Raw genomic sequence first — 21,592 nt, forward strand, 5'->3', positions numbered from 1 at the left:
GAGGGCGCCTGCCCTACGAGACGGCTCTGCATGTCCGACCTTCCTCAATATCTATTCGTCACCGGCAAGCTTGCGGAAAGCGCGCTGCGGGAGACGCTCGTCCCGCTGGGGGAGAAGCGCGGTTTTCGCTGGCAGATCGAGGTTCTGCCGATCACGGTCGCCGCGCTGATGACGGTGGAGTGGATCGCGAAACGGCTGGTCGTTCCCGAAGGCATCCAGAAGGTCTTCCTGCCCGGCTATGTGCTGGGCGACGAGAAGCTGCTGGAGAGTCAGCTCGGCCTGCCGGTCGTAAAGGGGCCGAAGGATCTTCGCCAGTTGCCCGCCTGGTTCGGGGCGCCAGTGGTGAAGCCGGACTTCGGCGAACATACGATCGAGATCGTCGCCGAGATCAACTACGCGCCGCGAAAGTCGCTCGAACAGATCCTGCGCGAGGCGGAGCTTTACCGCGCGGCAGGCGCCGACCTGATCGACGTCGGCTGCGAACCGGGGCCGATCTGGATCGGCGTCGGGGAGGTCGTCCGGGCGCTGAAGGATGCGGGGCATCGCGTTTCGGTCGATAGCCTGCAGGTCGAAGAGATCGCCGCCGCGGCGAAGGCCGGCGCGGAACTGGTTCTGTCGGTCAACTCTTCGAATCGCGACGCGGCGCCCGACTGGGGCATCGAGGTCGTCGTCATTCCCGACAGGCCGGGCGAGAACGAGGAATTCGACCGGACGATCGAGTTCCTGGCGACCCGCGACGTGAAGATGCGGCTCGACCCGATCCTGGAGCCGATCGGCTTCGGTTTCGGCGAAAGCCTCGCCCGGTATCGCGAATGCCGAATGCGGTATCCCGACGCCGAGATCCTGATGGGGATCGGCAACCTGACCGAGCTCTCCGACGTCGACTCGGCAGGGGTCAACTTCCTGCTGCTCGCGCTCTGCGAAGAGTGGCGGATCGGCAGCGTCCTCACCACGCAGGTCGTCAACTGGTGCCGCACGTCGGTTCGCGAGTGCGACGTCGCCAGGCGGCTCGTCCATTACGCGATCAAGAATCGCGTGCCGCCGAAGCGACTGGCGGACGATCTCGTGATGCTCCGCGACAATGCGCTGGCGCCGTTCGGAACCGAGGGGCTCAGCGACCTGGCCGCGAACGTCCGCGACGCCAACTATCGCCTCTTCGCCGAGGAGGGGCTGATCCACCTGATCAATCGCGACGTTCACCTGACCGGCGCCGATCCGTTCGACGTCTTCGAGGCCCTTCAGGCGACGTCGCCGAAGAACCTCGATCCTTCCCACGCCTTCTACCTGGGCTATGAACTGGCCAAAGCGTCGACCGCCCTGACGCTCGGGAAGCAGTATCGCCAGGACGAAGCGCTCGACTGGGGTATGTTGACCCAGCCGGAAACGAGCCACCGGGCGAGAAAGTCGCCGCTGCCGGAGGGGTTCAAGCCGGACGATTCGACGAGCTCGTCTTAGACCGACGCTCTCCCCAAAACCTCCACGCTGTCGCCCTGTGCGATCATCAGCGTATCGATCTGCGTCAGAAACAGGCCGTGCTCGATGACGCCGGGAATCCGTTCCAGTTCGGCGGCGAGTTCCTCGTGCGGCTCCAGGGATCGAAAGGCGACGTCGAAGATGTAGTTGCCCTGGTCGGTCCGGTAAGGCTGGTCGCTCGCCGAGCGCAGGACCGGGACGCCGCCAAGTCGTTCGACGGCGCGCTTCGTCCAGGCGGCAGCGAACGGCAGAACTTCGAGCGGAAGGGGAAAGTTCCCGAGCCGCTCGACGACCTTGCTCGAATCGACGATCACGATCACGCGTTCGGCAGCGGAGGCGACGACCTTTTCCCGCAGCAGGGCTCCGCCGCCCCCTTTGATCGCGTGCATCTGGCGATCGATCTCGTCGGCGCCGTCGATCACCAGATCGAGCCGCCCGACGCTTTCGCCGTCCACGACGTCGATGCCGAGCGAACGGGCCAACGCGGCGGAGCGAGCGGAGGTCGCGACGCCTTCGATCTTCAGGCCCTCCGCGACGCGTTCGCCCAGTCTGCGGATCGCGTATTCGGCAGTGCTGCCCGTGCCGAGGCCGAGAAGCATGCCGTCCCGCACCTCGTCGACGGCTCGAATCGCCGCCAACTTTTTCTCAGCATCGAGATCCGACATATCGCTTCCCGAATCGCTCCGGCGTCTGCCGCGCCTAGTTCGATTCGGTCTCGGTCGGCGCTTCTTCCGCAGACTCGCTCGTCGTGGCAGCCGCGGCATCGCGCTCGCTGCCGGCGTCCGAGATTTCCTTCGCCTCCGCTTCGGTCAGAACGCCGTCATGCATGGCGATGTTCCAGGCCGGCTTCAGTTCGGGATACTTCTCGTACGCCGCGCGGGCCTGACGTTCCATCTCCGCGTTCGCGGTCTTGAGATTGATCCACTCCCACAGCGGCCAGAGCGAAAACGAAATCATGGCGACGATCATGAGGATCGCGGCGAACTGGGTCCATTGACGATTCAAGCTCTCTCCTTGGTCTGTCGAGCGCGAACGGCGCCCCCCCGATAGAACCGGAGACCACGTTAGCGCCTCGGAATTGAATCGACCAGCGCTTGTCCGAAGGGGCGAAGTCACGGTCGCGCGGAAAGGGCTTCGGCGAACGTCGCCGCCTCCCGTCGTGCGTAATCGCCTGCGAGACGCTATCAAGAGTGAGTGGGAAAACTCGCCCTGCCGCGACGTCGTTCAGCATTCCTATAAATCGTCCCTGCGCGTCACGACCGACGGCGCCTGGCCTGCGGGAACTCGCCTTTGACCGATTCCTCGATCCGACTGACGCCGCACGGCGTGATCGACGCTACCGCGGATCGATCGCCGGACGGCATCGCGCAGATCGCGCTGATCGAACCGGCGCTCGACGTGACGGCGGTCCGTCGGCGAGTGGCGGGTCGCGCGAAGCTTTGTTCGCTGGACAGCGCGTCGCCGGATGCCGAGCGGGGCCGCTATTCGTTCCTCTGCTGCGATCCGTTCGAGTGGTTCGAATGCGAGGTCGACGATCCCTCGGGGTTCGACCGGCTCGCTGATGCCTGGCGGCGCTATGCGAACGCTCCGCATGCGGACGATCTGCCGCCGTTTCAGGGAGGCGCCGCCGGGGCGCTCTCCTACGAACTGGTCCATCGATTCGAGCGTATGCCGCGTCCCCGCTTCGACGAGTTCGCGCTCCCCGTCGTGGCCATGGGCCTGTACGACGTCGTGATAGCGTTCGACGCCGTCGCGAATCGAACCTGGATCGTCTCGCAGGGTTTTCCCGAGACGGAACCCTCACGCCGTCGCGAGCGTGCGAAGGCGCGGATGGACGAGACGATCCGCCTGTTGACGGAGGAGGCCGGATCGTCGACGCGGCAGCGCGATCTGGCATCGCCGATCGAGTTCGCTGCGCCTTCGTTCGCGGTCGACCCGCGGATGCCGAAGCTTCGCAGCGACTTCGACGAAGCGGGCTACGTCGCCGCAGTGGAGCGTGCACGGGAGTACGTCTTCGCGGGCGACATCTTCCAGGTCAATCTTTCGCAGCGGCTGACCTACCCGTTCGACGGCGATCCGCTCGGCCTGTACGAAACGCTGTGCGAGGCGAATCCGGCGCCCTTCGCGGCCTATCTCGACGCGGGCAAGTTTCAGATCCTGTCGGCGTCGCCCGAGCGCTTTCTGCAGGTTCGGAACGGCTGGGTCGAGACGCGTCCGATCAAGGGAACGAGGCGTCGGCTGCACCGCGAGCCGGCGGATCTCTACCTGCGCGACGATCTGCTCACGAGCGCCAAGGATCGGGCGGAAAACGTGATGATCGTCGATCTGATGCGGAACGATCTGTCGCGGGTCTGCCTGCCGCAGAGCGTGCGCGTCACGGCGCTCTGCAAGCTGGAAACGTACCAGTACGTGCAGCACCTCGTCTCTGCCGTGGAGGGACGACTCTCCCCCGGGAACGATCCCTGGACGCTTCTCGCCGCGTCATTCCCGGGCGGATCGATCACCGGGGCGCCGAAGGTGCGGGCGATGGAGATCATCGCCGAACTCGAACCGACGGCACGCGGTTTCTATTGCGGCTCCGCGGGCTACGTCGGCTTCGACGGATGGAGCGACCTGTCGATCCTGATCCGCACCCTCACCGCGGCGGGCGGACAGCTACAATTGCCCGCAGGCGGCGGCATCACTGCCGGCTCCGATCCGCATCGCGAATACGAAGAGACCTGGCATAAGGCCCGCGGAATGCTGCAGGCGATCGCCTTTCACAAGCAAGATACCCCTCGTTGACAAACGGAACACTCTTGCGCGTGCTACTCGCGTCTCCTGGTGATCTCAATGATGAGCGCCAGAGATTTGAGCTAGTAGTCGCCGAACTCAATCACGTCCTCTCGACGAGACTTCTTATCTCATTAGAACTCGTGAAGTGGGAGACGCACACGCGGCCTGGGTTCGGCGTTGATGTTCAGGATGTGGTGAACTCGCAACTCGGCGAGTATGACATCTTCGTCGGCATGATGTGGACGCGATTCGGAACTCCGACCATGCGAGCTGAGTCTGGGACGGAGGAAGAATTCAACGGTGCGTATGAGCGTCTCTCCGGGCCGGATCCGCCACTCTCCGTCATGTTCTATTTTAAGAGTGGTCTAATCACTCCCGACGTCGACGTCGATCAGCTATCCAAGGTTCAGCAGTTCAAACGGCGACTGCAGAACCTGGGCTGTTTGTACCATGAGTTCAGCGAAGCGGATGAATTGGCGAACAAGGCACGCCTTCACCTGTTGGCAATGCTGCTCGACTGGAAGCAGTCGCAAGGTCAGCTCTTAAGAGCGAGTTCGGACGATCCCGTGTCGCAGCCAGAGATTGAAGAGCCGAGTCCTTGGGACACTGACGATCTCGAGCAACTGACGTATCGCGCACAGCGTGCCATGTCGTCAGTGAGCGAAGGAATGGCGCGACTAGTGCAAGCACAATTTGAATTTCACAGTAGTACAGAACGTCGGACTGCGGAGGTCGTCGAACTTCAGAGACGCGGTGACTATTCCGTCGAAGCGATGCTAAGGGGAGAATTTGCCTTTGCTCAAGCATGCGATGAACTTACGCAGCACTTAGAGCGTGAAACGCCGTACGTCCATCGACAGCTCGCTTCCTACTTCGAGAGTTTCAGTCGTTGCCTTTCGCTAATTGCGCTTCAACCTGAAGTAGACGAGGCCGCTGTTCGAGACGCACAGAAAGTGATGAGAGAATTTGCCGACGTCGTACGAGATAGCCGGGCGGCGGTAACAACAATGCGGAATTTCTTTGTTGACATAGAATGTCGATCGGACTTGCTCCGCTACGCAGCAAGTCAGCTAGCGAATGCCCTCGGTCGCTTTCTGATTCACAGTGATGCGGCGCATCAGCAGATAGATGATGCGGATGCCCTGCTGGCGAAACTGCTCGAAGCGATTAATAGGCGTACAATGCAATGAAGCTGATCATCGCGATCATTCAGCCGACGAAGCTCGACGCGGTGAAGCGTGCGCTGGCGGCGGCGGGCGTGGAGCGCTTCTCCGTCTGCGACGCCCTCGGCTACGGGCGTCAGCGGGGGCAGCCCGCTATGTTCCGCGGCGTCGAGTACAAGACGCAGCTTCTTCGGAAGGTCGAATTGCAGATCGCCGTGAACGACGACTTCCTGGAGCGTACGCTCGACGTGCTCGAACAGGTCGCGCGGACGGGCCCGCAGGGAAACCTCGGCGACGGAAAGATCTTCGTCCTGCCGATGGAAGAAGCGATCCGCATCGGCGATACCGTGAGCGGCCCGGAAGCGGTGTAGCGTCTACGCGAACGAGGTCGTTGGGCAGGCTGCCTGACGACCTCGTGAACGAAGCCGAACGTGGGATAGGGCGTCGTTACGCGACCAGGTTCTGCGGCAAGGCGTGCTGGGCCTGCGGAACGGCGATCGCCTGCGTGTTCGCGTAGCTGATGCCGCCTAGCACGGCCATCAGGATGAAGGCGACCGTAAAGATGGGCATGAGCTGCCGGGCTTTGTACTTATCGACGTTCAGCCAGCCGACGACGATGGCGAACAGAAACCCGATCCCGCAGATGCAGAGAACCAGCGAGATGATCCCCATCATGGGATCGCCCGCCTGGAACATCTTCACCACGAGGATGATGAAGCAGATCACCGAGACGATCGCGGCGGCGGTGGCCACCAGACTGAGGATGGTATAGAGCATAGGAGCGCCTCTTCGACGATAACCGCTTCGTCGATACGCCCCGCGTGCCGCGAACGCCGCGACGAATGCGCGAGCCGCATACCGACGGGCGCGATTCTATCCTCGCGCTCTCGCTCACGAGCGAAGGCTCAGCGAAAATCTCCGCTACAACCGGTTTTCTCCGCGCAGCCGGCGCCGGTTCCGGAGACTTTGCGGGCATTCTTAGCTCGCGAACTTCCGCTGCCCCGTCGGGTGACTAGCGTCGAAGGATGGGCCTGGCGGGCAGATCGCAGCCCTCGCTATCGAGCGGCTCCGGTTCCTTCGGGGAGTCCGTGGGCGGAAGGGTCCTCGCCCGCCGCGATCGGCGTCGACTCGTCCTGTTAGGTCGACGCTTCGTCTCGAAAACAGCACGCGACGTCTCATTTTGACGACGCCTGTCCGCGACGCGAATTCTTTCGCGTAACGCGTAAGCGCTTTTAACGCTTGGCTTTGCATCCCGACTTCGGCGCCGGGCCGCCGAACGGTCCCCCGGGTGCATCACTCCGGTCGCGTCACCACGACGATGGCCTCGCCCGACGACGGCGAGCGGCACGAAGCACCAGGAGCAAGCATCGATGGCAAAGACTCGCCGGAATCGCACGGTCATCGCCCGGAAGCGAATCGTCTCCAAGCCGCGGAAGTCCGCGACCGTTCGCGCCCGGGCTCCCGAGACCGAGGTTCCTCGCGAGGAGTTCAAGGTCGCCAAGCGGGCCGGCGGCGAAGGCTCCGGCGACGACATGACGGACGATCCCGTTCGCATGTACCTGATGCAGATGGGGCAGATCCCGCTGCTCACCCGGCAGGAAGAGCTTTCCGCCGCGCAGAAAATCGACGGCACCCGCGTGCGGTATCGCTACTCGATGATGGCGTGCGACTACATGCTGCGGCATGCCCTGTCGCTGCTGGAGCGGGTGCAGACGAACGACCTGCGACTGGATCGCACGATCGAGGTTTCGGTCACCAACGCCGTCCAGAAGAAGAAGATCATCAAGCGCCTGGTCCCGAACATCGCGACCCTTCGCGGGATGCTCGAAGCGAACCGCCGCGATTTCAGGATCGCCCTGAACAAGCACGACGATCTGGCGACGCGGAAGGAAGCCTGGCGCCGACTGGTCCGCCGTCGCTACCGCGCGGTCCGATTGGTCGAAGAGTTCGATCTGCGCATCAACCGCCTGCAGCCGCACTTCGAGCAGCTCGCGCAGATGTCGCACCGCATGGACCAGATCCTGGCCCAACTCAAGAATCGAAAGGCCGGGGGGAGCGTCGTCGGTCCGACTGACGCGGAACTCCACGCGGAACTTCGCTTCCTGATCCGGGCCGCCGGCGAGAGCCCCGCCACGCTTCGCCGACGGGTGTCGCGAACGCTGAGCTTTCAGCGCTCCCATGACGCCGCGAAACGGACGCTGTCGGCGGGCAACCTCCGGCTGGTGGTCTCGATCGCCAAGAAGTATCGCAACCGCGGTCTGTCGTTTCTGGACCTGATCCAGGAAGGCAACACCGGACTGATGCGGGCGGTGGACAAGTTCGAACACGTTCGCGGCTTCAAATTCAGCACCTACGCGACGTGGTGGATTCGTCAGGCGATCACCCGCGCCATCGCCGATCAAAGCCGCACGATCCGCGTGCCGGTTCACATGATCGACACGATGGGCAAGGTGAGGGCGATCGCGCGGCAACTTCACCAGGAACTGGGGCGGAACGCCGACCTCGAAGAAATCGCCGTGCGGGCGGGCCTCACCATCGACGAGACCCGCGTGATCCTGAAGATGTCGAAGAACCCCCTCTCGCTCGACCAGCCGGTCGGCGATCACGACGACAGCTACTTCGGCGAGTTCGTGCAGGACTATCGCGACGACGACCCGCTGGCAGACCTGAACCGTCAGGCGTTGAAGGGCTGCATCGAAGAAGCGATGGACACCCTGAACTATCGCGAGCGGGAGATCCTGAAGCTGCGCTACGGCCTGGCCGACGGCTACGCCTACACGCTCGAAGAGGTGGGGCGGATCTTCTCGGTCACCCGCGAACGCGTCCGGCAGATCGAATCGAAGGCCGTGCGAAAGCTGCAGCAGCCTTACCGCTCGCGAGCGCTGAGCAGCTTCATCGACGGACTGGAAATCGAGATCGACGAAGAGCAGACCGAAGGCGTCTGAGCGCGGACGTACCGAACGCGAACGAGCCGGACGAGGAATCGTCCGGCTCGCTTTCGTAGGTCGACCGCATGGCGAGCGGAGGGTGTCAGCCCTCCGTGGTTCTCGAATCCGCGCCGAATCTCAGGAGACACGGAGGGCTGACACCCTCCGCTCGCCTGAAGAAACTTCGAATCTCTACGCCTTCTTCACCTGCATCGACTCGAAGTCGTATTCCTTCCGCATCGACGGCATGAGCAGGGCGTTCGCTTCGGCGTCGCCGACGATCTCTTCCTTGGCCGGGTCCCACTTCACGGGGCGGCCGAGCTTCATGGCGATGTTGTTGAGGTGGCAGATCGTCGCCGTGCGGTGGCCGATCTCCGCCGTCGCCATGGTCGCTTCGCGCGATTTGACGCAGTCGATGAAGTTGCGATGGTGACCCGGGCTGCGACCGAGCTGGACTTCGAGCGACTCGGGCGCGATGCTCAGCAGGTTATCGCTCGACGCTTCCAGCTTGCCGCCGTGGATGTGGATGAAGATCCAGCCCTCCTTGCCGATGAACTTCAGCCCGCGCGGCGCGTTCGAAGTGCCGATCATCTTCAGGCCGTTGGCGTAGGTGTTCTCGAACTCGAAGTTCCAGAACGCGTCGTACAGCGAGTTCGGGTTCTGCTGGCCCTTGGCGATGAATTCCACGGGACCCGTGTCGTCCATCCCCGCGCCGAGCTGCGCGATGTCGATGACGTGGGCGCCGCGGTCGGTCATCTCGCCGCCGCCGTAGTTCAGGATGAAGCGCCACCAGAAGTGGCACCGCTTGTCGGAATAGGGCGCGACCGGCGTGTGGCCCAGCCAGTAGTCGTAGTCGAAGCCCTCCGGAATGGGCTGCTCGGCAGGGATGCCCTGGAACTCCATGCAGGCCTTGTGATGCGGATCGTCGGTCGGAAGGTTGACCTCGATCGCGTTCAGGTCGCCGATGCGTCCGCTGCGGACCAGTTCGCAGGCGAAGCGGATGCTGGGCGTGGACCGCTCGTGGCTGCCGCACTGCAGGATGCGATTGTTCTTCTTCACGGCGTCGGCGATCGCGCGCCCTTCGCCGACGGAGTTCGCGAGCGGCTTCTCGCAGTAGATATCCTTGCCGGCGTTCGCCGCCGCGACGCTGGTCACCGCGTGCCAGTGGTCGGGCGTGGCGATCGAGACGACGTCGATTTCCGGATCGGCGAGCAGTTCGAGAAAGTTCGTGTAGCTTTTGCAGTCCTGATTGCCGTAGACGCTGTCGACCTTCTCCTTCGCCATCCGTGCGTGCTTGGCGTCGACGTCGCAGACCGCCTTCACGTGGACGTCGCCGAAGCTTAGGAACGTCTCCATGTTGTTGCGGCCCTTGCCGCCCGTACCGATGCAGCCCATCACCAGCCGTTCGCTGGGAGCGGCCTTGTCTTCCGCTCGCGAGAGCTTGGAGAGGAACGTCGGCAGACCTGCCGACACGGCGGCGCCGGCGGCGATGAAGGTACGACGCGAGGGACGAAAGGAAGTCATCAGGAACGCTCCGGGGAGGGAGTTCAGGGAGAAGATTCGAGCGAGAGACGAGGTTCGACGCCGAAAAAAAGCGGCGTCAGTGACGCAGAACGAGCACAGCACAGTGGGCCAGCCGGACCGTGCGTTCGGCGACCGAGCCGAGCAGCAGCCGATTGAGCCCCTTGCGTCCGTGCGACGGCATCACGATCAGATCCGCGCCGATCTGCTGAGCGAACTCGGCGATCCGGGAACCAGGATCGCCGGTCAGGACGTCGAACGCGCACGCGGCGCATTCGGGATAGCGAACGCGAAACGCGTCGCGGACCTTGGCCGCGCGCGACTCGTCGTCCTGCGTCTCCCACATCATGCCGGGCTCGGTAATGGGGAGGTCGGCGAGAACATGCACGACGTGCAGTTCGTCGCCTTCCGTGAGCGCTGCCATCGCGCGACTCAGCGCCGCGTCCGAGTCTTCGGTGAAGTCGATCGGAACGACGAGATTGCGAAAACCGAATTGCGACATAAGAGTGCGCCGACGAGCGAGTTCTTTTCGTGAGAGGGCAGTCGACGACTGCTCCGGGGGGAGGCGGACTACGGCTGGCTCTCGGGCGGGTTATCGGAGCGCGGCTTGAGCGTCAACACCAGGCACTTCGCCCGCCGGACGACTTCTTCCGCGACGCTACCCATCACCAGCCGCACGAGGCCGGTCCGACCGTGGGTCGACATGACGACCAGATCGACGGAGTTCTCTTCCGCGAACCGGACGATCGATCCTGCCGGTTCGCCGGCGGTCAGATGACGCTCGACGGAAATTCCCGTCGGCAGGCGGATCTCTTCCAGCATCTTGCGAAGGGCTGCGCTGTCGGGCTCCGCGATGCCGTAGTACATCTCGCCGGCGCCGTAAGCGACCGGCGCCTCCTCGACGTGGAGCAGAATGAGCGTTCCGCCCGACTCCCGGGCGAGGGCTGCGGCGATGCCGACGGCCTGATCGCTGAGATGCGAGAAGTCCGTGGGAACGAGGATCTTCTTCCAGTTCATGGCGCCCGGGGGGTGTTGCGGCAACGCGGAACGATCGGGCTTTACGATACCCTCTCCGCAGGGAATTTTCACCCTAGCCGCAGAAAGTTCGTACCGATGCGCGGCCCGCTCTCGCAGGGCGCCAGCGTCACGCCGTGGTGCGGCCGTTCGTTATTCGAAGAACGTGTCGTCGTGCTCGTATGCCGGCGCGCAGCAGCAAAGGAAGACCAGCGGCGTTTCGCCTGACGTCGCGATCTGGTGCCACGCGCCGGGAGGAATGGCGACGGCGTCTCCTGGACGAACGAGGCGGATCTCGGCGTCGACCTCCATCCGTCCTTCGCCGGAGAGGATGTAGTAAATCTCCTCGGTCTTCGCGTGATAGTGTCGCTGCGTCCGCTTGCCCGGCGGGAGCGTCGCCTCGGCCAGGCTCTGCTGGCGGATGGAAGAGTTGCGATACGCGAGAAGTTCGCGGATCGTCGAGCCGTCCTTCGTCGTGAACGGAGGAGCTTCGTCGCGCGCGATGACGTCCATGGGAAAAGCGCCGAGGCGCTGAAGAGGGAGAACTCGAAGGGTCGAAACGCGACGTGGGCGTCGCTCGATGCCAGGAACGCGACGTGGGCGTCGCTCGATGCCAAGGGTAGCGCTTCGGCGCGTCGACGAAAAACGCCCGGCGTCTGCAGGAGACGCCGGGCGGTGAGATCGCTGAGTGTTTCGAAGCGCAACGCGTTCGCTACTTCTTGGCCTTCTCTTCCGGCGTGACGAAGGTGACGGAGTAGAAAAAGTACTTCGACGCCAGGTCCTCGTAGCCGACGGCGCCGTCCAGCGCGTCCATGATCGGCTGGAGTTGGTTCGGGTAGGTTTTGTAGTACCCGTTCAGCAGGTAGTTGTAGATTCCCTGCTCGTAGTTCCGCGAGGCGACGGCCATATCGCCGGCCATCGTGATCCAGTCCTTGAAGCCGTACTCGTAGCCGTAGTACCCGTAGATGAAGCTGTAGTAGGCGTACGATTCGCCGTAGTAGAACGAGCCCTGCGTCTCGCCGTCGTCGTAACCGTTGGCGAGCGCGATCTGCCGGGCGTATTGGGCGTAGAGGTAGCCGGTGTAGGAAAGCGTCGCCCCCGTCATGGAGAAGATGCGGAAGTACTGCCAGGGCGTGTGCTTCTTGGGACGGCGTCCGTCCGGATTGGCCAATCCGACGTTCGCGAACGACGTCAGAGCGATCGTCGCGATCAGCAGGGGGATGAGGTACTTGCGAAACATCGGCGCTCGTTCTCCAGAATTACGTAAAGGCTCTGCCGGCGAGCAGGCGGCCGGACTTTGACTGCCGTTCATTCCTGAACGAAAGATTCCGCCTCGCTCCCTGCGGAGTCCGCGCGTGCGGCGCGCCGCCCATCCTCGGACGCCCTCCACAAGTAATTGAATTTGTCCGACGCTCAAGTGCGTGTGGCGAATTCGAAACGGAAATTCGTCGCAAAGCGTCGGATCGCGTCGTTAACTCCCCTCGGAACGGGGGATCGCTCCGTTAACGGTGAGCTGAGAGCGGTTCGAAATATCCACGCCAGGGCCGGATACCGAACGAGCCGTCGAATCGAGAGAGCGGTCCTGACCCTGCCGATCATCGCCTTGCCGCGCGTAGCGACGGGGAGGATATTCAGGCTTCCCGGCGGGTCCGGCCCGTGAGGTCGCGGACACCGCTTCGAATACGGATCGCGAGGAGGCGCTCACAGATGGTTATGGCGAACCAGCGGACTTCGAAGGCCCGCCCTCTCTGCGCATCGGCGGTCGCGCTTTTCCTGACGCTCACGCTCGTCGGCTCTGCTCGATCGGAGGAGGCGACCTACGCGTTCGCTCTGCCGAGCGTCGCGGAAGGCCAGGTCGAACTTTCGTCGGCGACCGCCGCCGACCTGACGATCGTCGCGTTCCTGGGGGTCGAATGTCCCATCGCGAAGTTGTACGCTCCGCGCTTGCAGGCCCTGGCCGACGACTTTCGCGAGCGCGGCGTTCGCGTCATCGGAATCGGCAGCAACGTTCAGGACTCTGTCGAAGAACTCCGCGACTTCGCCGAAACGCACGATCTGACGTTCGACATCTGCAAGGACGAAGGGAACGTCGTCGCGGACCGCTACGGGGCCGAGCGGATCACGGAAGTCGTCTTGCTCGATCGAGCGCTCAAGGTTCTCTATCGGGGCCGCATCGACGACGAATTCGAGCCGGGACTGGTGCGGGCGACTTCGCGGAAAGAAGACCTGCGTCGCGCGCTGGTCCAGGAGCTCGCGGGCGAACCGATCCGCGTGCCGCGTACGAAGGCGGTCGGATGCCTGATCGGCCGCGAGCCCTCCCGCGTGCGCCCGCGTGGGGAGACCGGCGAGGCCGTCGCGGCTGACGCGGTTACGTACTCCGGCGAAGTCGCGGCGATCCTCCGAAAACATTGCGTCGAATGTCATCGAGCCGGCGAGATCGGACCGTTTTCGCTGACGGATTACGAAGAGATCGTCGGCTGGGGACCGACGCTGCTGGAGACGGTCGACGCGGGGCGAATGCCTCCCTGGCACGCCGAACCGGGGCATGTCCGGATCGCCAACGAGCGCGTCATGACGGACGCCGAAAAGCAAATCCTGAGGGACTGGGTTAACGCGGGTATGCCGCTGGGCGATCTGGATTCGCTCCCCGAAGCGAGCAGGGCGAACGCTGCTCCGGTCGACCATGTGTCCCCGGCCGACCTGATCGTCGAAATGGGGGATCGTCCGTTTCAGGTGCCTGCGAGCGAGACGGTCGAGTATCAGTACTACGTCGTCGACCCTGGCCTGAAGCGGGATTCCTGGGTCGTCCGCGCCGAGGTCGTTCCCGGCAACCGATCGGTCGTGCATCACTGCATCGTCTTCGTTCGCCCGCCTGACGGCGCCCAGGCGGAAGGCATCGGCTGGCTGTCGGCCTACGTTCCCGGACAGCGATCGCTGCCGTATCCGAAGGGGCATGCGCGACGCATTCCGGCCGGGTCGAAGCTCGTGTTTCAGATGCACTACACGCCGACGGGAACTCCGCAGGAAGACGTCACCAGCATCCACCTCGACTTCATCGATGAAGCCGACGTTACGCACGAACTGTTCACCGTTGCCGCGATCCGCAGCGACTTCGAGATCCCGCCGAACGCGGGCGATCACTCGATCGTCGCGTCGCGGGGCCGCCTGCCGAAGAACGGAAGTCTGCTCGCCGTCTCGCCGCACATGCATCTGCGCGGCAAGAGCTTCGCGCTCTATGCCGAGTCAGGCGACGAACGGCGGAAGCTGCTCTCTGTGCCGCGGTATGACTTCCAGTGGCAGCATGTCTATGCCTTCGAGCGCCCGATCCCTCTCGCCGACGTCGATCGCCTGACGGCCGATCTGCGGTTCGACAACTCGTCCGGCAACCCGACGAACCCCGATCCTTCCGCCTTCGTCTACTGGGGCGACCAGACCGACGAGGAGATGGCGATCGGGTTCTGCGAGATCGCCGTTCCGCGGTCGACCGTTCATACGGGTGACGTCGCCACGGTCGCGCCGCCTGAGACGCGCGACGCGAGCGACTCCGGTTCGAGCGAGTATGCGGCAGAGTATTTCCGTCGCTTCGACGCGGACGAGGATGGACGCATCGTTCCCGACGAGTTGCCGGACTCCGTCGCGAGGTTCGGATTCGGGAAGCTGGACGCCGACGGTAACGGCGCGCTGAGCGTCGAGGAGATCGAGGCCATTCATCGGCAGCGGTCCGCTCGATGAGCGGCGCTTTGACTCGAAGGCTCGTCTCCGTCTCCCAGCGGTCCTGGTTCGCATACGGCGTGCTCGCGGCGCTGACCGGCGTCTCGACGTTCGGCCTGTTCGCGCCGCAGGACTGGCTCGAACGCGATCGCGGGCAGCCGGAACCAGCGCCCGCTTCCGTATCGCCTCCCACGGTCGCGGCACCGGCTCCCCCTTCCGACGATTCGCGGTTTCGCCTGACCGATTACGACGTGATCGTCGTCGCGGAGAGCGAACGCTTCTTCACCCCCGACGGCAGCGCGCGTCTGCGGGCCGTGGTCGAAGCGCTGCGCGAGCTGCCGGAGGTGTCGGACGTTCTCTGGATGGACGACGTACCGCCGATCAATCTGTTCAGCCTGCGCGACTCGGTCTTTCCGCCCGCGACCGCGTCGCAGCGACTGTTCGACCGCGCTCGCGAACGCGCGCTGGCCGACCCGCTCATCGGCGGACAGATGCTCTCCGAGGATGGCGAGGCGACGCTGATTCTGATTCGGCTCGACTGGCTTTTCGTCGAGAGCGACGAAGCGATCTCGACGCGCGTTCGCGAAGCTGCCGAGCGAGCCGCTGCGTCGAGCCCCGGAGACGACTTCGTCTTCGAGGTCGGCGGCAAGATTCCCACCTACGTCGAGATCCAGCGCTCGCGCGAGGAGAACGAGAAGCGGTACCAGTTCATCGGGTACGGCATGGCGTTTCTCATGGCCCTGCTGCTGTTCCGGGAGCTTCGCGTCGTCGCGATCGCGGCCATGGTCCCGGCGGTCGGCGTCTACTGGACGCTCGGCCTGCTGCGTCTGATCGGGCTCGACGATAACCCCTTCAACGACATCGTGCTGCCGGTGCTGATCAGCATGGTCGGGTTCGCCGACGGCATTCACGTGCTGATGGAGATTCGGCGGCGACAGGGGGAGGGGACGAGTGCAGCGGTCGCGGCGCCCGAAGCTCTGGCCGAGGTGGGGGGAGCGTGCTTCTTAACGTCGCTCACGACCGCGATCGGCCTCGGTTCGCTGGGACTTGCCTCTCACGAGGTCGTTCGCGAGTTCGGTTGGAGCTGCGTGATCGGCGTGGGGGCGGCGTTCGTCGCGGTGGCGCTGTTGACTCCGCGACTTTGCACGCTGCTCCTCCGCCATGCGGACAAGCGTCCGCCCAAGCGAGGCCTCGCGGACGCGTGGGTGGCGCCCGTAGGCCGGATCGTCGACTGGTCGCTCTCGCATCGGGTCGGCATGACGGCCCTCGGGGTAGCTCTCGCTCTGGGGCTGGTCGGAGTCTCCGCGACGTTGCGCCCGGACCAGCGCCTGACGAGCCTGCTCCCCTCCGATTCAGAAGCCTCGCGAGCTCTCGCGCGACTGGAACACGTCACGGGGGGCATGGAAAGCGGCGTCGTGCGGATTCATTGGACCGATGAAGTCGACGGCGATTCCGACGCTCTGCTGGAGGTCGTCGCCGCCGCGGACGCCGCCCTGCGACGCGACGACCTGATCGGCAGTCCCATGTCGCTCAAGAGCTTCGTCGACGCGCTGCCGGGCGATCCGGAATCGTCCGAGCGAATGTCGCTGGCGGAACTGCTACCCGGATCGCTCAAACGGATCTTCTACGAGCCGGAGAATCGCCAGGCGACGGTCACCTTTCGCGTGCGCGACGTCGGCATCGCGGCTTACGGACCGGTGTTCGAGCAGGTCGAAGCCGACCTGCGTTCGATCGAGGCCAAGCATCCCAACTTCACGCTGTCGCTGACCGGATCGGCGGTCGAACGCTGGCGCGGTCTCTATCGCGTGATGCTCGATCTGTTCTACAGCCTGGGGACGGCGGCGATCGTGATCTTCGTCGTCCTCGGCGTCGCCTACCGATCGCTCCGCCTGGGCCTGATTTCGCTGCTGCCGAACATCTTTCCGCTGGCGTTCACGGGAGCGTGCCTGGTCGCCGTCGGACTTCCGCTGGAGCTATCGGCCGTCTGCGCGCTGACGGTCTGCCTGGGCATCGCGGTGGACGACACGATCCATTTTCTGTCTCGCTATCAGGTGGAGCGCAGGACGCTCCCCGAGATCGATGCCATACGGACCGCCTTCGCGAAGACCGGCACGGCGCTGATCGCGACGACCCTGGTGATCGTGCTGGGGGTGTCGACGATCGTCTTCAGCGGCATGCGTGAGCAGCGGATCTTCGCGATCATCACCTGCCTGACGCTCGGCTCGGCGCTGGTCGCCGACCTCCTGTTCCTGCCGCCGCTTCTCGCCGTGTTCTCTCGATCCGATAAACGCGAATCGCCCTGATCTCGAACCTGCCGTTGGGAAACGGCACCGTGGAACGTCGAGCTCGTTTCAGCGCAGGCGCTCAAGAGCGGACTCGCTCAACGTGGCCGTCGCCGCCGGCGTCATGCTCTACGAGCTGGTTCGACGGGCCAAACTGGGGGCGTGACGTTCGCCGAGATCGAAGAAGGCATTGAACGGGATCGACCCGGAAACGAAGAACGGAATGAAGATCGAACGACCGATCACGCTGTTGAGATTCGTCGGGCTCGCCGAAGGAACGTCGTTCCTGGCGCTGCTGCTCGTCGCGATGCCGCTCAAGTACCTGGCCGGCCTTCCGATCTTCGTGCAGATCGCCGGAAGCGTGCACGGCGGATTGTTCCTGCTCTACGTCGCGGCCGCGCTGTTCGCCTTTCGCGCGAACCGCTGGTCGTACGGGAAACTCGCCAGGACGCTCGTGGCGTCGCTCCTTCCCGCCGGCCCTTTCTTCATCGATCGGGAACTTCGCGAAGAAGCGCGAGCGACCGAAAGGACGTAGGCGACCCTTACAGTCGAGGATCGACGGGCTCGCTTTCGAGGGCCAGCGTCGCGAAGACGCATTCATGAACGCGGCGCAGCGGCTCCTGGGCGACGAACCGCTCCAGCGCTTCGACGCCGAGCGCGAATTCCCGCAGCGCCAGCGACCGCTTCCGCCCGAGACTTCGCGACCGCAACCGCAGCAGGTTCTCCGGCAGATCGTAGTCCGGTCCGTAGATGATCCGCAGATACTCCGGCCCGCGACATTTTACCGCCGGCTGCACGGCGCGTCCGCGATTCGTCGCGACGAAGTCGAACGGCTTGACGACCATTCCTTCGCCGCCCGCGGCAGTCGATTCCTTCCACCAGGCGACGGCGTCCGCTTCGCTCTCGGGCGACCCCAGATCGACCGTTCGCCATCGCGTGGCAAGCAGAACGTCGGCGTCAGCGCGGCAGATCTCCGCCATCGTTTCCATATGCCAGACGTGCGAACGGTCGAAGTAGGTCTTCCCCTCCGTCGCCAGAAGGTGGAACGGCGCGAGCTTGAGGTCGGACACGCTGCGGACCGGCCAGCAATACCGGCGATAGGCTTCCACGAAGCGATCGACGTTCGACGCCTGAGCGCGGTAGGCGTCCTGTAACGCCGCGAGGCGCTCCCGCTCCTCGCCGACGACATGCAACGCCGCTCGCTCCAGCGCCTGAATCGCTGCCGGGACCGAGGCAGACCCGGCGGCGCCGACGGCCGCATATTGCGAGCGCAGCAGTTCCTGCGCCTTCGCCGACCAGGGCATCAGTTCGCAGTCGAAGCACGCCCAGGACGTGCCGAACGTCTCCCAGAAATTCGTGGCGTCGAGGGCCCCGCGAAGCCGGGCGAGCAGTTCCGCTTCGGTCGCCGCGTCGTTGAAGAATCGGCGACCGGTCCGCGTGTAGACGATGCCGGCCTCGCCGCTCGATACGAGGAACCGTTCGCGCGCGGCGGCGGCGTCGCGACAGACGATCGCGACCGCGCGGGAACCCATGTGCTTCTCCTCGCAGAGGACGGTCGCGACCCCTTCGCTCCGGAAGTAGTCGAACGCCTCGGCAGGGTGTTCCAGCAGACCGGGCTCCGCGGAAGTGGCAGGGGGCGACATCGTCGGCGACAGGTAGATCAGCCATCGCGGATCGACGGCGAAGCGGCTCATCGCTTCCAGCGCGGCGGCGGCGTTCTCCTCCCGAATCGTGACGTTGCCCGCGAGTCGCGTGGCGACGATCCGCTTGCCCAGGACGTCCTGCGCGTCGAGCGCGACCTCCTGTCCGCTCGCGTCCGCGCCCATCGCCGCTCCGTTGGGCGATTGCAGGAACGGTCGCGCGGGTTCGCAGTACGTCTTCCTGGCCGGAACGGAGACGAACTCCCGCTCCGGATAACTCAGAGCCGTCAGCGCGCCGCCGAAGACGCACCCGGTATCGACGTTCACGGTCCGGTTGAGCCACTCGGGCTTCGGTACGGGCGTATGGCCGTAGACGACCGTCGCGGCGCCGCGATATTCAGCCGCCCAGTTCATGCGCACGGGCAGGCCGAACTCGTCGGTTTCTCCCGTCGTTTCGCCGTAGAGCGCGAACTCGCGGACTTTTCCCGACGCCCGTCCTTGCATCTCTTCCTTCATGCCGGCGTGGGCCACGACCAGGCGCCCTTCATCGAAGACGAGATGACTGACCAGGCTGTCGAGAAAGGTCGCCAGTTCGGCGCTGAATCGCGGGCGGACTTCCTCGGGCAGGGCCGCGATTTCCTCCAGCGTCTGCGCCAGCCCATGCGCGACCCGGACGTTCGCCCCGCCGAGTTTGCGGAGCAGCTTGGCGTCGTGATTCCCCGGTACGCAGAACGCGGACCCGGCGACGACCATGTTGCGCACCAGGCGCAGCACGTCGAGGACGCGCGGCCCCCGATCGACCAGATCTCCGACGAAGACCGCCCGTCGTCCCTCCGGATGCCGGAAGACGCGAGCGCCCCAGACGTCGTCGACGGGATCGACGTCGCTCGCTACGTAGCCGAGATCGGCCAGCAGGTCCTCCAGTTCGTCGCAGCAGCCGTGGACGTCGCCGATGACGTCGAACGGTCCCGACTCGCCGCGGCGGTCGTTCCAGAGCGGCGTCCTGACCAGCGTCGCGGCGTCGACTTCCTCCGCGCTGCGCAGCACGAAGACCTGGCGAAAGCCTTCCCGCTTCAGCGCCTTAAGAGAGCGGCGCAGTTGCGAGCGCTGGTTCCGCACGACATGCGGTCCGAAGTCGCGGTCCGCGCGGCCGCGGTTCCGTTCGCGACAGACTCCTTCGGGCAGGTCGAGCACGATCGCGACCGGCAGGCAGTGATACGTCCGCGCCAGTTGCACGAGCGGGCGCCGCGATTCGGGCTGGACGTTCGTCGCGTCGACGACGACGAGTTTGCGGCGGGCCAGCCGCTTCGCGGCCACGTGATGCAGCGCCTCGAACGCGTCGACGGTCGCCGACTGGTCGTTTTCGTCGTCGCTGACCAGCCCGCGGAAATAGTCCGACGACAGGATCTCCGTCGGCAGGAAGAACCGGCGCGCGAAGGTGCTTTTGCCCGACCCGCTCGGGCCGATCAGCGCCACGAGCGATAGTTCCGGTACGCGAATTTCGCTCACGATTCGAAGACTCCCATCTGCGTCGGCGCTCCCAGTTCCGCGCTTTCGGGACCGATCGGCGCGAAGCGCACGCGGTAACCGTAGCGTGCCGCGACGGAAGTCGCCCACGCCTCGAACTCCTGACGCGTCCACTCGAAGCGGTGGTCGGGGTGTCGGAACCGACCCGCGGGAAGCGTCGGCCAGGTCGCGTTGTACTCGCGGTTGGGGGTCGTGATGACGACCAACTTCGGCTTCGCGAACTCGAACACGACGCGCTCGAAAGCCGCCAGCCGCGGCGGATCGAGATGCTCGATCACTTCCACGGCGGCCGCGGCGTCGAAGCCCTCCATCCGCCGATCGCGATAGACGAGCGAACCGTGCAGGAACTCCAGCCGCTGCGCCTTCGCGTCCGGCAGCCGATCGACCTTCAGTCGTCGCTTGGCCATCTCCAACGCGCGAACGGAGACGTCGAGCCCCGCCAGTCTTTCGAAGCGCTTGTCGTCGATCAGCTCGCGCAGCAGCCGCCCTTCGCCGCAGCCCAGATCGAGGACGCTCTTCGCTCCGGACGATCGCAGGACTTCGGCGACGGATTCGTGCCGAAGGTCGTTCAGGCGCCTGGGCTTCTCGAGAACCTCCTCGGCGGCGTCGCTCGCCTTCGCCGACGCTTCGTCCTCTTCGATCGGAATCTCGTCTGCCAGCCGCGCGAGCGCCTGCCGGTAGAGACCGGGATGGCGGCCCAGATAACGGCGCGCGATCTCCTCCCGCGCCGGATGCGCAGCCAGCCATCCGTCGCCCTTCGCGAGCAACTTCTCGATCTCCGCGTCGCCGACGAAGTAATGCTTCCGTTCGTCGAAGACGGGCATGAGGACGTACAGATGCGTCAGCAGTCGCGACAGCGTCGTCGTGCCCGTCAGCTTCACCGAGAAGTACGGACTCCCTCCCCACTCGGGAAAGGTTTCGTCGAGCGGGTGACGCTCGACCGAGAGTTCGTAGCCGAGCGGCTCGAACAGGCGACGCAGCGACGGTTCTCCGCCGCGTACGGGCAGGACCTCGATCGACGCTTCCAGACGCATCGATTCGCCGACCAGTTCCGGACGATCCTTGCACCGACCGCCGAGCGCGGAGCCGTACACCTGCGCGATCGCGACGCTCAGGAACGACGAAGCGACGTAGGGTCGATCGTTGACGTACTGATCGAGCAGACCGGCTTGGGACTCTCCCTTCCCGCGTACCATGCCGACCCGATCGACGTCGAGCAGCAGGGCCGCCTCGCATCGCTGATCGTCCGCCTGCGGGTAAAAGACGTGCGCCTTGCCGAGGCTGAGGTCGAACGATTGCACGCGATCAGGTCGCTTGTGCAGCAGATACCCGAGATCGCGTGCGGGCGACCGTTCCGTGGCGATGGTGAGCAACATGAGGCGGAGGTTCCGCGACTTCCGTGCGGACCGGCGGACGAGTCGATACGATGCCTTCGACAAGCTAGAGCGGCCAGGCGTCCGAGGGTTCGCAGCGAACTCGCATCAAGTGACGCGTTCAAGCGATCTTGTTGCCGGAGGCAATCTTTCGCGGCGCCGGCGAACCTGATCCCCTCGGCACGC

At 64.7% G+C, this 21,592-nt stretch carries 18 protein-coding genes; 8 read left to right on the forward strand and 10 right to left on the reverse strand.

What is annotated here, in order from left to right:
- The first annotated feature begins 30 nt into the window (after positions 1-30).
- Entirely contained in the window at positions 31-1,455 is a 1,425-nt protein-coding gene (locus SH602x_RS15715) for a DUF6513 domain-containing protein (protein WP_479473208.1), read from the forward strand.
- Here SH602x_RS15715 and rpiA read toward each other — a convergent pair.
- Complete coding sequence (rpiA, locus tag SH602x_RS15720; RefSeq protein ID WP_479473209.1) at positions 1,452-2,138, reverse strand: ribose-5-phosphate isomerase RpiA; 687 nt, start codon at positions 2,136-2,138, stop codon at positions 1,452-1,454. The two genes, SH602x_RS15715 and rpiA, sit on opposite strands and share 4 nt — an antisense overlap.
- Positions 2,139-2,172: 34 nt before the next feature.
- Positions 2,173-2,478, reverse strand: coding sequence for a hypothetical protein (locus SH602x_RS15725; RefSeq protein ID WP_479473210.1), 306 nt, complete (start codon positions 2,476-2,478; stop codon positions 2,173-2,175).
- Positions 2,479-2,763: 285 nt separating this feature from the next.
- Between SH602x_RS15725 and SH602x_RS15730 the strand changes: the two genes are divergently transcribed.
- From SH602x_RS15730 to SH602x_RS15740, 3 genes are read left to right on the forward strand one after another with little or no spacing between them, the layout of a single operon-like run.
- Entirely contained in the window at positions 2,764-4,257 is a 1,494-nt protein-coding gene (locus SH602x_RS15730; RefSeq protein ID WP_479473211.1) for an anthranilate synthase component I family protein, read from the forward strand.
- Between the two features lie 14 nt (positions 4,258-4,271).
- Positions 4,272-5,438 carry a DUF4062 domain-containing protein gene (locus tag SH602x_RS15735; protein WP_479473212.1) on the forward strand — a complete coding sequence of 389 codons (1,167 nt, stop codon included), beginning with the start codon at positions 4,272-4,274 and terminating at the stop codon, positions 5,436-5,438.
- On the forward strand, positions 5,435-5,782 hold the full coding sequence (locus SH602x_RS15740; RefSeq protein ID WP_479473213.1) for a P-II family nitrogen regulator: 348 nt from the start codon (positions 5,435-5,437) through the stop codon (positions 5,780-5,782). Before SH602x_RS15735 ends, SH602x_RS15740 begins: the two co-directional genes overlap by 4 nt.
- A gap of 76 nt (positions 5,783-5,858) precedes the next feature.
- Here the strand turns inward: SH602x_RS15740 and SH602x_RS15745 are convergent, their stop codons facing one another.
- Complete coding sequence (locus SH602x_RS15745; protein WP_479473214.1) at positions 5,859-6,188, reverse strand: hypothetical protein; 330 nt, start codon at positions 6,186-6,188, stop codon at positions 5,859-5,861.
- A gap of 593 nt (positions 6,189-6,781) precedes the next feature.
- Between SH602x_RS15745 and SH602x_RS15750 the strand changes: the two genes are divergently transcribed.
- Positions 6,782-8,356, forward strand: coding sequence for a sigma-70 family RNA polymerase sigma factor (locus tag SH602x_RS15750; protein WP_479473215.1), 1,575 nt, complete (start codon positions 6,782-6,784; stop codon positions 8,354-8,356).
- Positions 8,357-8,530: 174 nt separating this feature from the next.
- Here the strand turns inward: SH602x_RS15750 and SH602x_RS15755 are convergent, their stop codons facing one another.
- The 5 genes from SH602x_RS15755 to SH602x_RS15775 all read right to left on the reverse strand — a co-directional run bounded on the left by SH602x_RS15755 (position 8,531) and on the right by SH602x_RS15775 (position 12,113).
- Positions 8,531-9,862 carry a Gfo/Idh/MocA family protein gene (locus tag SH602x_RS15755; RefSeq protein ID WP_479473216.1) on the reverse strand — a complete coding sequence of 444 codons (1,332 nt, stop codon included), beginning with the start codon at positions 9,860-9,862 and terminating at the stop codon, positions 8,531-8,533.
- Positions 9,863-9,938: 76 nt separating this feature from the next.
- Positions 9,939-10,361 (reverse strand): universal stress protein, encoded by a 423-nt coding sequence (locus SH602x_RS15760; RefSeq protein ID WP_479473217.1) that lies wholly within the window; start codon positions 10,359-10,361, stop codon positions 9,939-9,941.
- Positions 10,362-10,429: 68 nt separating this feature from the next.
- A complete protein-coding gene (locus tag SH602x_RS15765) occupies positions 10,430-10,900 on the reverse strand; it encodes a universal stress protein (RefSeq protein ID WP_479473218.1) in 471 nt (156 codons plus the stop codon).
- A gap of 126 nt (positions 10,901-11,026) precedes the next feature.
- The gene (locus SH602x_RS15770) at positions 11,027-11,386 is read right to left on the reverse strand and encodes a cupin domain-containing protein (protein ID WP_479467436.1); all 360 of its coding nucleotides are present in this window, start codon (positions 11,384-11,386) and stop codon (positions 11,027-11,029) included.
- 199 nt (positions 11,387-11,585) lie between these two features.
- On the reverse strand, positions 11,586-12,113 hold the full coding sequence (locus SH602x_RS15775) for a hypothetical protein (protein ID WP_479473219.1): 528 nt from the start codon (positions 12,111-12,113) through the stop codon (positions 11,586-11,588).
- A 467-nt stretch (positions 12,114-12,580) separates the two neighbouring features.
- Here SH602x_RS15775 and SH602x_RS15780 point away from each other — a divergent pair, with 467 nt between their 5' ends.
- The 3 genes from SH602x_RS15780 (at position 12,581) to SH602x_RS15790 (ending at position 17,401) form a co-directional block, all read left to right on the forward strand.
- Positions 12,581-14,605 carry a redoxin domain-containing protein gene (locus SH602x_RS15780; protein WP_479473220.1) on the forward strand — a complete coding sequence of 675 codons (2,025 nt, stop codon included), beginning with the start codon at positions 12,581-12,583 and terminating at the stop codon, positions 14,603-14,605.
- A complete protein-coding gene (locus tag SH602x_RS15785) occupies positions 14,602-16,887 on the forward strand; it encodes an efflux RND transporter permease subunit (RefSeq protein WP_479473221.1) in 2,286 nt (761 codons plus the stop codon). The genes SH602x_RS15780 and SH602x_RS15785 overlap by 4 nt, the downstream gene beginning before the upstream one ends.
- Before the next feature lie 202 nt (positions 16,888-17,089).
- Complete coding sequence (locus SH602x_RS15790; protein WP_479473222.1) at positions 17,090-17,401, forward strand: DUF3817 domain-containing protein; 312 nt, start codon at positions 17,090-17,092, stop codon at positions 17,399-17,401.
- 7 nt (positions 17,402-17,408) lie between these two features.
- Here SH602x_RS15790 and SH602x_RS15795 read toward each other — a convergent pair whose 3' ends face one another.
- Both SH602x_RS15795 and SH602x_RS15800 read right to left on the reverse strand, forming a co-directional pair.
- Positions 17,409-20,015, reverse strand: a complete 2,607-nt coding sequence (locus SH602x_RS15795) for a polynucleotide kinase-phosphatase (RefSeq protein ID WP_479473223.1) — start codon at positions 20,013-20,015, stop codon at positions 17,409-17,411.
- Entirely contained in the window at positions 20,012-21,409 is a 1,398-nt protein-coding gene (locus tag SH602x_RS15800) for a 3' terminal RNA ribose 2'-O-methyltransferase Hen1 (protein ID WP_479473224.1), read from the reverse strand. The genes SH602x_RS15795 and SH602x_RS15800 overlap by 4 nt, the downstream gene beginning before the upstream one ends.
- Positions 21,410-21,592: the final 183 nt, after the last annotated feature.

This window comes from Lignipirellula cremea (assembly GCF_056501455.1).

Excerpts from the sequence above, each read along its gene's own strand:
- SH602x_RS15715 (WP_479473208.1), top strand. The coding sequence starts at position 31 with ATGTCCGACCTTCCTCAATATCTATTCGTCACCGGCAAGCTTGCGGAA.
- rpiA (WP_479473209.1), bottom strand. The coding sequence starts at position 2,138 with ATGTCGGATCTCGATGCTGAGAAAAAGTTGGCGGCGATTCGAGCCGTC.
- SH602x_RS15740 (WP_479473213.1), top strand. The coding sequence starts at position 5,435 with ATGAAGCTGATCATCGCGATCATTCAGCCGACGAAGCTCGACGCGGTG.
- SH602x_RS15745 (WP_479473214.1), bottom strand. The coding sequence starts at position 6,188 with ATGCTCTATACCATCCTCAGTCTGGTGGCCACCGCCGCCGCGATCGTC.
- SH602x_RS15750 (WP_479473215.1), top strand. The coding sequence starts at position 6,782 with ATGGCAAAGACTCGCCGGAATCGCACGGTCATCGCCCGGAAGCGAATC.
- SH602x_RS15755 (WP_479473216.1), bottom strand. The coding sequence starts at position 9,862 with ATGACTTCCTTTCGTCCCTCGCGTCGTACCTTCATCGCCGCCGGCGCC.
- SH602x_RS15760 (WP_479473217.1), bottom strand. The coding sequence starts at position 10,361 with ATGTCGCAATTCGGTTTTCGCAATCTCGTCGTTCCGATCGACTTCACC.
- SH602x_RS15770 (WP_479467436.1), bottom strand. The coding sequence starts at position 11,386 with ATGGACGTCATCGCGCGCGACGAAGCTCCTCCGTTCACGACGAAGGAC.
- SH602x_RS15775 (WP_479473219.1), bottom strand. The coding sequence starts at position 12,113 with ATGTTTCGCAAGTACCTCATCCCCCTGCTGATCGCGACGATCGCTCTG.
- SH602x_RS15780 (WP_479473220.1), top strand. The coding sequence starts at position 12,581 with ATGGTTATGGCGAACCAGCGGACTTCGAAGGCCCGCCCTCTCTGCGCA.
- SH602x_RS15785 (WP_479473221.1), top strand. The coding sequence starts at position 14,602 with ATGAGCGGCGCTTTGACTCGAAGGCTCGTCTCCGTCTCCCAGCGGTCC.
- SH602x_RS15790 (WP_479473222.1), top strand. The coding sequence starts at position 17,090 with ATGAAGATCGAACGACCGATCACGCTGTTGAGATTCGTCGGGCTCGCC.
- SH602x_RS15800 (WP_479473224.1), bottom strand. The coding sequence starts at position 21,409 with ATGTTGCTCACCATCGCCACGGAACGGTCGCCCGCACGCGATCTCGGG.